10 protein-coding genes and 1 pseudogene are annotated in these 12,429 nt (G+C 41.8%); 7 read left to right on the top strand and 4 right to left on the bottom strand.

Annotated elements, in window-relative coordinates:
• Window positions 1–13: 13 nt before the first annotated feature.
• Both accC and recG read left to right on the top strand, forming a co-directional pair.
• Window positions 14–1,357, top strand: a complete 1,344-nt coding sequence (gene accC / locus PGX00_RS03110) for an acetyl-CoA carboxylase biotin carboxylase subunit (RefSeq protein ID WP_272132697.1) — start codon at window positions 14–16, stop codon at window positions 1,355–1,357.
• A gap of 167 nt (window positions 1,358–1,524) precedes the next feature.
• Window positions 1,525–3,602, top strand: a pseudogene (gene recG / locus PGX00_RS03105) (ATP-dependent DNA helicase RecG).
• Window positions 3,603–3,606: 4 nt separating this feature from the next.
• Here recG and envZ read toward each other — a convergent pair.
• The 3 genes from envZ to greB form a co-directional block, all read right to left on the bottom strand.
• Window positions 3,607–4,971, bottom strand: coding sequence for a two-component system sensor histidine kinase EnvZ (gene envZ / locus PGX00_RS03100; RefSeq protein WP_272132696.1), 1,365 nt, complete (start codon window positions 4,969–4,971; stop codon window positions 3,607–3,609).
• Between the two features lie 73 nt (window positions 4,972–5,044).
• Window positions 5,045–5,764, bottom strand: coding sequence for an osmolarity response regulator transcription factor OmpR (ompR, locus tag PGX00_RS03095; protein ID WP_272132695.1), 720 nt, complete (start codon window positions 5,762–5,764; stop codon window positions 5,045–5,047).
• Between the two features lie 179 nt (window positions 5,765–5,943).
• Window positions 5,944–6,420 carry a transcription elongation factor GreB gene (gene greB, locus PGX00_RS03090; RefSeq protein ID WP_272132693.1) on the bottom strand — a complete coding sequence of 159 codons (477 nt, stop codon included), beginning with the start codon at window positions 6,418–6,420 and terminating at the stop codon, window positions 5,944–5,946.
• A 188-nt stretch (window positions 6,421–6,608) separates the two neighbouring features.
• Between greB and prmA the strand changes: the two genes are divergently transcribed.
• The 3 genes from prmA to fis all read left to right on the top strand — a co-directional run bounded on the left by prmA (window position 6,609) and on the right by fis (window position 8,920).
• The gene (prmA, locus tag PGX00_RS03085) at window positions 6,609–7,493 is read left to right on the top strand and encodes a 50S ribosomal protein L11 methyltransferase (protein ID WP_272132691.1); all 885 of its coding nucleotides are present in this window, start codon (window positions 6,609–6,611) and stop codon (window positions 7,491–7,493) included.
• A gap of 137 nt (window positions 7,494–7,630) precedes the next feature.
• Window positions 7,631–8,599 (top strand): tRNA dihydrouridine synthase DusB, encoded by a 969-nt coding sequence (dusB, locus tag PGX00_RS03080; protein ID WP_272132690.1) that lies wholly within the window; start codon window positions 7,631–7,633, stop codon window positions 8,597–8,599.
• Window positions 8,600–8,623: 24 nt separating this feature from the next.
• Window positions 8,624–8,920, top strand: a complete 297-nt coding sequence (gene fis, locus PGX00_RS03075; protein WP_272132689.1) for a DNA-binding transcriptional regulator Fis — start codon at window positions 8,624–8,626, stop codon at window positions 8,918–8,920.
• Window positions 8,921–9,020: 100 nt separating this feature from the next.
• On the opposite strand, the gene PGX00_RS03070 is transcribed toward fis, so the two are convergent.
• Window positions 9,021–9,365, bottom strand: a complete 345-nt coding sequence (locus tag PGX00_RS03070) for a site-specific integrase (RefSeq protein ID WP_272132688.1) — start codon at window positions 9,363–9,365, stop codon at window positions 9,021–9,023.
• 309 nt (window positions 9,366–9,674) lie between these two features.
• Between PGX00_RS03070 and PGX00_RS03065 the strand changes: the two genes are divergently transcribed.
• Complete coding sequence (locus tag PGX00_RS03065) at window positions 9,675–10,391, top strand: outer membrane beta-barrel protein (RefSeq protein WP_272132687.1); 717 nt, start codon at window positions 9,675–9,677, stop codon at window positions 10,389–10,391.
• Window positions 10,388–12,352 (top strand): hypothetical protein, encoded by a 1,965-nt coding sequence (locus tag PGX00_RS03060; protein WP_272132686.1) that lies wholly within the window; start codon window positions 10,388–10,390, stop codon window positions 12,350–12,352. The genes PGX00_RS03065 and PGX00_RS03060 overlap by 4 nt, the downstream gene beginning before the upstream one ends.
• Window positions 12,353–12,429 lie beyond the last annotated feature (77 nt).

Below are 12,429 nucleotides of genomic sequence, written 5' to 3'. Positions count from 1 at the left end.
GAGGCCATTCACTATGCTGGACAAATTAGTCATCGCGAACCGAGGTGAAATTGCACTTCGTATACTTCGCGCCTGTAAAGAGATTGGTATCAAAACCGTCGCCGTTCACTCTACCGCTGACCGAGATCTAAAACACGTTTTACTCGCCGATGAATCCATTTGTATCGGTCCTGCTCGTGGTATTGATAGTTACCTAAATATTCCTCGTATAATTTCAGCAGCAGAAGTGACAGGTGCTGTAGCGATTCATCCTGGTTACGGTTTCTTATCTGAAAATGCAGATTTTGCAGAGCAAGTTGAGCGTAGCGGCTTTATTTTTGTGGGCCCTAAAGCAGAAACGATCCGCCTGATGGGTGATAAAGTTTCCGCTATTACATCAATGAAAAAAGCTGGCGTACCATGTGTACCGGGTTCTGACGGTCCACTTGATGACGATGCTAGCCTAAACAAAGCTCACGCTAAACGTATTGGTTACCCAGTAATTATTAAAGCTTCCGGTGGCGGTGGCGGACGTGGTATGCGTGTTGTACGCAGTGAAGGCGAGTTAATTGAAGCTATCGCAATGACACGAGCAGAAGCAAAAGCCGCTTTTAATAACGATGTGGTTTACATGGAGAAATACCTTGAAAACCCTCGTCACGTAGAAGTACAAATTATCGCTGATGGTCAGGGTGGCGCAATTCACCTTGGTGAACGTGACTGTTCAATGCAACGTCGCCATCAGAAAGTTGTAGAAGAAGCACCTGCTCCAGGTATTACAGCGGAAATGCGTAAATTCATTGGTGAACGCTGTACTCGTGCATGTATTGAAATTGGCTATCGCGGTGCTGGTACATTTGAATTTTTATATGAAAATGGCGAATTTTACTTTATCGAAATGAATACTCGTATTCAGGTTGAGCATCCAGTAACGGAAATGGTAACTGGTGTTGATCTTATTAAAGAACAACTTCGTGTTGCTGCGGGCCAGCCATTATCGTTTACTCAAGACGATATCAAACTAAGCGGACACTCTATCGAATGTCGAATCAACGCTGAAGATCCGGTACGTTTCTTACCTTGCCCAGGAACAATCAACCGATTCCACGCTCCGGGTGGTATGGGCGTTCGTTGGGAATCGCATATCTATACTGGTTATACTGTTCCGCCCCATTATGATTCAATGGTTGGTAAGCTCATTACTTACGGTGAAAATCGTGATGTGGCTATCGCACGTATGAAAAATGCGTTAGGTGAAATGATCATCGAAGGTATAAAAACCAACATACCATTGCAGCTAGACATTATGAATGACGAAAACTTCCAACACGGTGGTGCGAATATTCACTATCTTGAGAAGAAACTTGGTCTTCAATAAATAAGCTGGTTTAGCAAGTACTACAATAAAAGCACTCTTTTTAGAGTGCTTTTTTATTACAACTTAACCTTGGTTACACCACACTATTTCCCAACTTAAAACCCTGTACAAATAGACAGTTAAATGCTTGAATATCAGAAATTAAAGAACAAAAGATGAGTTTACCTATGTCACGACTTTTATCTGCTGTACCAATCACCTCCTTATCAGGTGTTGGATCAAAGGTTGCCGAAAAGTTAGCAAAAGTAGGCTTACATACCGTTCAAGATCTACTATTTCATTTACCTTTACGCTACGAAGATCGCACTAGAATTTATCCTATAGCTAAAGTTCATACCGGACTATGGGCTGCTGTACAAGGCAAGGTAATGAATGTTGATACTGTCTTTGGCCGAAAAAAATGCTTGCCGTAAAAATAAGCGACGGCAACGGCACTCTGACCTTGCGATTTTTTAACTTCACCGCAGGTATGAAAAATAACTTTACGGAAGGCAAACAGGTTCATGCCTATGGAGAAGTAAAAAGAGGCAATTTTGGTTTAGAGATCGTACATCCAGATTATAAGTTTTTTGCTCCAGCCACGACACCAGATATAGAACAAAACTTAACTCCCGTATACCCAACAACAGAGGGGCTTAGGCAAAATACGCTTCGAAACCTTAGCGAACAAGCGCTACAACTATTAGATAAATCAGCTATTGAAGAAGTCCTACCTAACGGTTTATATAATAACCAATTAACGTTAGCAGAAGCACTTCACACTATTCATCGCCCACCACCGAATATCAATATCGACGAGTTTGATGAAGGAAAAACCCCTGCTCAACAAAGGCTGATAATTGAAGAGCTGTTGGCACAAAACTTATCTATGCACTCAATTAGACACAAAGGGCAGCAAGATACAGCACTACCTTTACCTGAAACGGGAACTCTAAAAGAAAGACTATTAGAACAACTTCCATTTTCTCCTACCAATGCTCAAAAAAGGGTAGTAGGAGAAATAGAAGCGGACCTAGTTAAGTCCCATCCAATGATGCGCCTGGTTCAAGGCGATGTTGGCTCGGGTAAAACACTCGTTGCCGCACTTACAGCAGTAAGAGCCATTTCTCAAGGATACCAAGTGGCTCTTATGGCACCCACTGAGCTTTTGGCAGAGCAACACACTATTAATTTTACGAATTGGTTAGAGCCTTTAGGCGTTCAAGTCGCTTGGTTGGCAGGAAAACTAAAAGGAAAGACCAAAGAAGAAGAACTAAGGAAAATCGCTAGCGGTGAAGCAAAAATGGTGGTGGGGACGCATGCCCTATTTCAAGATCATGTCGAGTTCAACCAGTTAGCATTGGTCATTATTGATGAGCAGCATCGTTTTGGTGTTCATCAGCGACTCAAGCTACGCGAAAAAGGAGAAGCACAAGGCTCTTTTCCCCATCAACTTATCATGACTGCCACGCCCATCCCTCGAACCTTAGCAATGACGGCATACGCAGATTTAGAAACCTCTATCATTGACGAGCTACCACCGGGAAGAACGCCGATTCAAACGGTAGCAATACCAGACACCAAGAGAGATGCCATTGTAGATAGAGTACGAAATGCTTGTCTAAACGAAGGAAAACAGGCGTACTGGGTTTGCACCCTCATCGATGAGTCCGAAGTTTTAGAGGCACAAGCCGCTGCCGATACAGCCGATGAACTGCAAAGGCTCCTGCCTGAGCTTAAAATAGGGTTAGTTCATGGCCGCATGAAATCAGCAGAAAAACAGACAGTAATGCAACAATTCAAAGATAACGAATTGCATCTATTGGTTGCCACTACCGTTATAGAAGTGGGGGTTGATGTTCCAAACTCGAGCTTAATGATTATCGAAAATCCTGAACGTTTAGGTTTAGCTCAACTCCACCAACTTCGGGGTCGAGTAGGCCGAGGCACTGTTGCCAGCCATTGTGTATTGCTTTACCACTCGCCTCTTTCCAAAACAGCGCAAAAACGATTGGGGGTTTTACGAGAAAGTAATGATGGCTTTGTTATTGCGCAACGCGACTTAGAGATAAGGGGACCAGGAGAACTCTTAGGAACAAAGCAGACCGGTATCGCTGATCTGAAGATAGCCGATTTAATAAGAGATCAAAGGCTGATCCCTGAGATACAACGTATGGCTAGGTATATACACGATAATTATCCAAGTAATGCAAAGGCTATCATTGAGCGCTGGCTAGGTGAACGCGATATCTACTCTAACGCATAAAATTTTACCGTGTAAGATCTAATGCGTTACGTTCTTTTTTCTGCTTATTGAGCTTGTTCTGCCGAGAAGTCGAGGGGAAACTAAGCTGAACTCTAACCCCTCCTTCAGAACGATTAGTCACTGAAATAGTACCGCTATGCTGAGTAACGATTCTTTTTACAATAGCCAAACCTAACCCTGTCCCTTCACTCCCTCTTGCTGAGTCTCCCCGAGTAAAAGGTTCAAAGAGTTTATCTAGCTGTCCAATATCAATACCAGGGCCATTATCCTCCACACTAACCCAAACAGAATGCTTATCTGCCGTTGAACCTGTTGCTATTCGTATCCAGCCAGCACCGTACCGCTCTGCATTTACTACTAGATTGGTTAGTGACCGTTTAACTTCAATCTCATTCCCCAGTAACTCGCACTCTTCTAAAGAGAAATTTGTTTCTACTTCAATTGACTCATCCTTTATCGCCGTAAAAACACTCTGTGCTAAAGCATTAAGATCGACATTGTTAAAGCCCTCTGTATTTACCGGCTTTAAATAATCCATAAACTGACCAATTATTTCATTACATTCTTCAGTATCTAAGATAATACCTTCGGCCAAGTAGCTGTCTTCAGGGGACATCATTTCTGTTGCCAATCGAATTCGGGTCAACGGTGTGCGCAAATCATGACTGATTCCTGCCATCAACAGTGCCCTATCTTCTTCCAGTGCCTGAATATCCTTGGCCATTTGATTAAAAGCTTGAGTAACCGCCTTAATCTCATTAGCACCTCTTTCCGCTAATGGTGGTGGAAACTCGCCTCGACCCACAATTCTTGCCGCTCCTTCCAGTGCCATTAAGGGTCGGTTTTGGATTCTTACAAAGACCCACCCTGCAAATATAATGAGAACAGCCATTAACAGACTATTCCGAAACAGCGGCATAAAATCTTCTTCCTGCAACTCTGAAAGCGGAATTCTCAATAATACATTTGGCAGTTCATCTATCCTTATCCACAAAATATAGCTTTCACTCGCAAGCGCTAATCTAACTTCGGCATGGCTATTTAGTTCCTGACTCATGTGCTCACTTAAAAAATCGATACTGGTCGCTGTATCGAATTCTTCATGTATCGCTTCGTCTGAGTGATGTGCAGTAACACCTAATTTTTCAAGTAGCTTTCTTCTCGATGGCGCTTCTAAATACACACCATTTTCTAATTCAACATAATCATCCAACATCAAATTTACTTCGTGAGCAATAATGCGATTGAACTGCTGCAAGCTAGGTAATAATGCATAATTGAATATGGCGAAATAAGAATAAACTTGGCTTGCGAGCAAAACCAAGACAAAAAGAATGACGGTTTGAGTGCGTGAACTACGGATGAGCATAGGAGCCTCGAAATAATAAAGCCCTTAAGATGTGATAGTTTAGACTATTTCTTAAGGGCCTTTAAACAGTGAATTAAGCGTCTTGGCCGTCAGGCACAAACACATAACCCAATCCCCATACGGTTTGAATATATCTAGGGCGACTTGGGTCTTCTTCTAACATTCTTCGCAATCTAGAGATTTGAACATCGATAGAGCGTTCCATTGCGGAATACTCTCGGCCTCTAGCCATGTTCATTAGTTTATCTCTAGACATTGGTTCTCTAGCATTATTTACCAACGCTTTAAGTACCGCAAACTCACCCGACGTTAACGGCATGAATTCGTCGCCTCGGTACATCTCTCTTGTTCCTAAGTTCAAGCGAAATTCACCAAACTCAATATTCGTTTCTTCCGAACTGGGTGCTCCAGGAGCCTCAATAACTTGCCTACGTAAAACGGCCTTAATACGAGCTAATAATTCACGAGGATTAAATGGCTTAGGTAGATAGTCATCTGCACCAACCTCAAGTCCGACAATACGGTCTATCTCATCGCCTTTCGCGGTTAACATCAATACTGGGATCATGTTTTCCGCCATTCTTAAACGGCGGCAAATCGAAAGACCATCTTCTCCGGGTAGCATTAAATCTAACACCACAAGATGAAAAGTTTCTCGCTTAAGTAACCTATCCATCTGCTCACCATTTGCAACCCCACGAACCTGAAAGCCTTGCTCAGAAAGGTAGCGCTCTAGCAAAGAACGAAGACGTGCATCATCATCAACTACTAAGATTTTATGGTTCTCTTGCATTCAACTTCTTCTCATTTGTGTATGGTTTAGTATTAAGCATAGATAAGAATAACTTAATCGCATATTTGTAGGGTAAATAGCACGTCAAAAATTGTTAGTTTTCATGTCAGAATCGACAATTTTTCTCAAAATCAACAATAAGACGACCTACTTAAACATATAACACCGTTCTTAACTCACTATTTTTCATATTCAATAGAATTAATGAACCACTCTTTATCACCTTCAGGGGTTTTAACTGCAAATTCATCATCAACTTCTTTCTTTAATAGTGAGCGAGCCATCGGAGAGTCGATCGAAATATATCCTTTTGCGTCACCGTAAATCTCTTCCGGTCCAACAATTCTGAATTTTTTTACCTCTCCAGCTTCGTTTTCTATTTCGACCCAAGCACCGAAAAAAACCTTACCCTCTTGTTGAGGAGAATAATCAACAATAGTTACCTCAGGTAAAAATTTTCTCAAAAAACGCACACGTCTATCAATTTGTCGAAGCAAGCGCTTATTAAAGGTGTAATCTGCATTTTCAGAACGATCACCTAACCCCGCCGCCCAAGTAACTATCTTGGTAATTTCAGGACGTTTTTCATTCCAAAGGTGATCATGCTCTTGTTTAAGCTTATTATAACCTTCTCGGGTGATCAGTTTTGTTTTCAATTCAATACTCTCAGTTCAATCGACACTTATAGAAATCTATCGTTATTCTCGATATTTAACCAGTATATCCATTGATTGTACATCCACGGATATCTATTCCACTGCATGCTTAAAGATGAACCATTCGAATTTCAACGACTTTCTGCTAGACTCCCCCACAATTCCAACCGATCAAAAAGGTCACTTTCATGCCTTGGATTCAAATAAAACTCAACGCTACTGCGCAAAATGCAATGCAAATTGGCGATATGTTATCTGACAAGACAGATGCACTTTCAGTCACCTTTCTTGATGCGAAGAACACACCTGTTTTTGAGCCTCTTCCAGGAGAAACTCGATTATGGGGCGAAACAGATATCGTGGCTTTATACGATGCAGAAGTAGACACCACATGGGTAATCGAGCAAATTAAAAATTCTGGTTTATTTGCCGACAATTTTGCTTATAAAGTTGAGCAACTTGAAGACAAAGACTGGGAACGCGAATGGATGGATAACTTCCACCCAATGAAATTTGGTGAGCGATTATGGATCTGCCCTAGTTGGCGTGATATTCCTGACCCTACCGCTATTAACGTCATGTTAGATCCTGGCTTAGCCTTTGGCACAGGCACCCACCCAACGACATCTCTCTGTCTAGAGTGGCTAGAAAGTATCGACCTCGAAGGTAAAACGGTAATCGATTTTGGTTGTGGGTCTGGCATTCTAGCTATCGCAGCAATTAAATTGGGTGCAAACAAAGTAATCGGTATTGATATAGACCCTCAGGCCATCCTCGCTTCAAAAGAAAATGCCAAGCGCAACGGCGTTGAAGATCAACTTGAACTGTTCTTACCTGAAAATCAACCTGAAGGATTAGTTGCCGATGTTGTTGTGGCGAATATTCTTGCCGCGCCACTACGTGAATTGTCCCCGGTAATTAAAGGACTCGTAAAGTCAAAAGGTTTATTAGCGATGTCTGGAGTGTTAGATACACAGGCAGAAGATGTTGCTAACTACTACAGAGACCAACTAAATATCGACCCAATTGCTGAAATTCAAGAATGGTGTCGTATTTCTGGAGTAAAAAAATAGCCACACAAATCGCACTAATTGATTGAATTTTAGGCAATTTGGAAAACAAATTGTAAATGCTCAAAAAATAGTCTTTTCACGCATCGAAAAAATGCGTAAAATGCGCGCCCTTGCTAGTTCAGAACTGTGAAGACCTTTTGAAAATCGGAAATCATCAACTTAAGAACAATTTGATTGTTGCTCCTATGGCAGGTGTCACCGATCGACCCTTTCGAGAGTTATGCCTCCGATATGGAGCGGGAATGGCTGTCAGTGAAATGATGTCATCTAACCCGAAGCTATGGAAAACGGCTAAATCTAAGCAACGCATGGTGCATAAAGGCGAATCGGGTATTCGCTCAGTACAAATTGCGGGTTCTGATCCTAAGTTAATGGCGCAAGCAGCTCGATATAGTGTTGAAAACGGTGCACAAATCATCGATATCAATATGGGCTGCCCAGCTAAAAAGGTGAATTCAAAGCTTGCGGGGTCAGCTCTGCTAAAACACCCAGATATGATTGAAAAAATCTTAACTGAAGTGGTTAATGCAGTAGATGTACCAGTAACTCTGAAAACCCGTACAGGCTGGGATACAGACAATAAAAACTGTGTCGAAATCGCTAAAATGGCCGAAGGCTGCGGCATACAAGCTCTTGCTCTTCATGGAAGAACAAAAGCCTGCATGTACAAAGGCGAGGCAGAATACGACAGCATTAGAGCCGTCAAAGCGGCTATCTCTATACCCGTTATTGCCAATGGTGATATCGACAGTGCAGAGAAAGCCAAAAAAGTTTTGGATTATACCGGAGCCGACGCTTTAATGATTGGCCGGCCTGCCCAAGGTCGACCATGGATTTTTCAGGAAATCCTACACTATTTGGAAAACGGCACCACTATGCCTGAGCTTCCAATTGTGGAAGTAAAGGAGATTTTACTTGAACATGTTCAAGAACTTCATCGCTTTTATGGTGAGTTTCTTGGCCCCCGCATCGCACGTAAGCATGTGGGTTGGTATCTAAAAGAGCATGAACAAGCTAGTGAGTTTCGCCGTACCTTCAACGCTATAGATGCTGCGAGCCAGCAACTGGATGCACTAGAAGGTTACTTTGTACAATTTGCATCATAAATTACTAGAAGAGCTAGACATAATATGTTCGAACAAAATTTAACTTCCGAACCACTAACAGTAACTACTGTAACTTCACAAGATCAAATCACTCAGAAGCCATTACGTGACTCTGTAAAAGCATCTTTGAAAAATTACCTTGCTCAGTTAAATGGCCAGGACGTTGACGACCTGTACGAACTAGTATTGGCTGAAGTTGAACAACCACTACTAGACACCATCATGCAATACACCCGCGGTAACCAAACACGCGCAGCAAATATGATGGGTATCAACCGTGGTACTCTTCGTAAGAAACTAAAAAAATACGGCATGAACTAAAAACCAGTTTGTAAACTATTGATTTAAAAGGCCAAGGAGATTTATCTTCTTGGCCTTTTATTTATTTGCTGCACACATTGCTACACGCGGTGAATTTTCTCTAGCTTCGACTAAAAGTACTATTTGATCTTACTTTTATATATCCACTTCTATCAAGAATAATGAAATGATCCGCACCAGAAATTTTGGACACTGAGTTAAGTGAGTAATTACTAACGAGGTTAACAATGACCACTAAGAAAACACGAATCAAACATGCTCTTGAATTTAAAGCCGAAGCGCTATGGCTTAGTGGCGAAACAATATGACCAAGCAAGTGATCCGCCACATGAGGATAAACGCCTAAATCATTAAGCCTAGTCACCATCGTTCTGCGTAAATAATGCAGCGTCCACGCTTCGTTATGTTTTAGTTTTTCAAAAATCATCATTCCGTTCAATAACATGTGGATTCTATACGAATGCCACAAATGCATTCGCTGATACGCTACACCTTCAGATATCTTACTTGTAATTACTCTAAACAAAGCCCATCGGCTACATAACGGAAAAACGTTCTCGCTTTACCGTTGTTCGAATTTTTCTAGTTTATTACCCCATTCAGAAATGACGGATTTAATGATGCCTTAGCATTTTATTGTAAATAACAATAATGGAATGCTATCCATGAAATTAATGTTATCGATTACATTAAATAATGCTCATTTCTTGGTCGTTTTATATTTAACGATCACCTGTTTTATCGAGATGGAAAAATGAAAACATATTTATTAAGTGCCTCAATTTTATTATTACTTTCAATGACAGCTCACGCCAAAGTGCATTCTGTTCAGCCAATTAAACAAAATAAATTGATTGAGACACACCAAAATAATGAACATATTTATATCGGTTTACGCGGAGGGTGGACGAACTTTCAAGATGCATGTTCAAGTGGTAGTTCTGAGTGTAACAACAATACCTCTGGCTTTGGTCTGTATGGCGGTTATCAATTTACACCTTGGTTTGCGCTTGAAGCGGCAGTAACCGACTATGGTTCACCAAACGCTCGTTATGGGGCAAGCAAGGTTAGTGCGGATATCTTGGGGAGTGAGCTTACTGGCCTATTTTCATACGACGTTTCTCAGCACTTTGATATTTACCTTAGAGCAGGAGCTGCTTATCAAAATATTGATAAAGAAAGCGGCTCAATTGCCGAGCAAACGTCTAATGAATGGGGCATCGTGTCTGCGGTGGGATTGGATTATTTGTTATCTGAAAACTGGTCTCTTCGTGGAGAATATCAGTTTATAGATGGTATTGGGAATGATGAACTAATGCAGGCTGATATGCATTTCATATCGTTAGGATTAACTTATCATTTTGGCCAGAAAAAACCTTTTACTACAAGGCTCACTCAAACCATGAAACCTACAACGGAGATTAAAAACGTTAGCAACCAAGCATCGATTAAAAATGGGATCAATCAATGAATTTTTTAACACTTATGTGCTTATTTTTAATGTCGTTGATGCTTGCGGCTTGTAATGGAGATAATGGTATTGTGGGGGAATCAGGTGACCTTTTGAATAACCCTGATATAGAAAGTGTCGTTATTACAGATCTTCAGGTCACGCCTACTTTAACTAATATTTTGGTCAATACGACTCAAGCGTACATCGCAACAGCCGTACTATCCGATAACTCCATTGTGGATTTAACGACGGCTCCTGAACTTTCTTGGTCTAGCTCTGATATCACTATAGCGACTATAGATAACGCCAGTGGTATGGCTACAGGCGTATCTCCGGGTACGGCAACCATCACCGCAACAGGGACAATGAATGGTGTAACCTTCATTGAATCTGTTGAGCTAACTATTCGTCAACCGATACTTCGCATAAAGAAGATATATAGTAATGACTCTGCATTCGCCGCACTAACTTCTGACGGAAGAGTGATCTCGTGGGGGGATGACTATGGTGGTGGTGACTCATCAGAGGTTAAGGATGACTTAGTCGATGTGGTCTCAATAACAAGTGGTGGCCCTACGTTTGCAGCACTAAAATCTGACGGCACAGTGGTGACGTGGGGCGATAGTTATATTGCTGACTCATCAGAGGTTAAGGATGACTTAGTCGATGTAGTCTCAATATCAAGTTCACTACTGGCATATGCCGCGCTAAAATCTGACGGCACTGTCGTGACTTGGGGCCTCACATCTTACGGTGGTGATTCGTCAAGTGTTAAAGATGATTTAACCGATATTGTCTCTATATATGGTCACCTTCATGGATTCTCAGCACTAAAATCTGACGGCACAGTGGTGACGTGGGGCGATAGTGCTATTGCTGACTCGTCAAGCGTTAAAGATAACTTGACTGATGTGGTATCAATATCCAGTAATTATTATGCGATTGCTGCGCTAAAATCTGACGGCACTGTCGTGACTTGGGGCCTTACATCTCACGGTGGTGATTCGTCAAGCGTTAAAGACAACTTAGTCGATATTGTCTCTTTATATAATATTAATCGTGCATTCGCAGCACTGAAATCTGACGGCACTGTCGTGACTTGGGGCGATAGTACTATTGCTGACTCGTCAAGCGTTAAAAATGATTTAACTGATATTGTATCTGTATATGGCGATACCAGTGCATTCGCGGCGCTAAAATCTGACGGCACTGTCGTGACTTGGGGCGACTCGTCTGCCGGCGGTGACTCATCAAGCGTTAAAAATGACTTAACTGATGTTATATCAATATCAAGTACGAGTAGTGCGTTCGCAGCGCTAAAGTCTGACGGCACTGTCGTGACTTGGGGTCATTGGTTATACGGTGGTGATTCGTCTAGTGTTAAAGACGACTTGACTGATGTGGTATCAATACTAAGTGGTTTTTATACGTTCTCAGCATTGAAATCTGACGGTACAGTGGCGACTTGGGGCGACCCATCAAACGGTGGTGATTCATCAAGCGTTAAAAATGATTTAACCGATATTGTATCTGTACATGTTGGCCTTAATGGAGGAGCCACAGCGCTAAAGTCTGACGGTACTCTGGTTACATGGGGAAGTGAAACGTTCGGCGGCGACTCGTCAGTAGTTAAAGACGAGCTTGATACTCTTGTTTTTACAACAAAACCAGCAGACTTCGACCGTGATGGTGACGGCTTAACAGATGAATACGAAATGCAGACGTGTATCGATAATATGTCAGCACCTAAAGGGGTGTTTTTTCAACCTTGTCTAGATGTTGCGAATGATGACACTGATGGTGACGGTGTCTCTGATGGTGATGAGATAAACATGGGAAGAAACCCATTAAGAATTGATTCGCAGGTCATTGACCAGTCGACAGGGGTGCTAATTACTCAAACATTAGAGAAAGACGATAAGTCTGGCGATTATAACTATGACGGAAGAGTAGACAGCTGGATGAAGCTTAACCCTTAATTCTGTCGCAAACTAAGCTACCCGACTTAAAGCCCAAGCAATTTAATTTGCTTGAGCTTTTACTATGCAGGGCTAAC

This window comes from Vibrio algarum (assembly GCF_028204155.1).
Taxonomy (GTDB): Bacteria; Pseudomonadota; Gammaproteobacteria; order Enterobacterales; family Vibrionaceae; genus Vibrio; species Vibrio algarum.
Note: the sequence above shows the minus strand (reverse complement) of the source record. Positions and strands in the feature narration are given on the sequence as shown.

What these genes read in the sequence shown, in the direction of transcription:
- accC (WP_272132697.1), top strand. Translation starts at nt 14, where the DNA reads ATGCTGGACAAATTAGTCATCGCGAACCGAGGTGAAATTGCACTTCGT.
- envZ (WP_272132696.1), bottom strand. Translation starts at nt 4,971, where the DNA reads ATGCTCATCCGTAGTTCACGCACTCAAACCGTCATTCTTTTTGTCTTG.
- ompR (WP_272132695.1), bottom strand. Translation starts at nt 5,764, where the DNA reads ATGCAAGAGAACCATAAAATCTTAGTAGTTGATGATGATGCACGTCTT.
- prmA (WP_272132691.1), top strand. Translation starts at nt 6,609, where the DNA reads ATGCCTTGGATTCAAATAAAACTCAACGCTACTGCGCAAAATGCAATG.
- fis (WP_272132689.1), top strand. Translation starts at nt 8,624, where the DNA reads ATGTTCGAACAAAATTTAACTTCCGAACCACTAACAGTAACTACTGTA.
- PGX00_RS03070 (WP_272132688.1), bottom strand. Translation starts at nt 9,365, where the DNA reads ATGTTATTGAACGGAATGATGATTTTTGAAAAACTAAAACATAACGAA.
- PGX00_RS03065 (WP_272132687.1), top strand. Translation starts at nt 9,675, where the DNA reads ATGAAAACATATTTATTAAGTGCCTCAATTTTATTATTACTTTCAATG.
- PGX00_RS03060 (WP_272132686.1), top strand. Translation starts at nt 10,388, where the DNA reads ATGAATTTTTTAACACTTATGTGCTTATTTTTAATGTCGTTGATGCTT.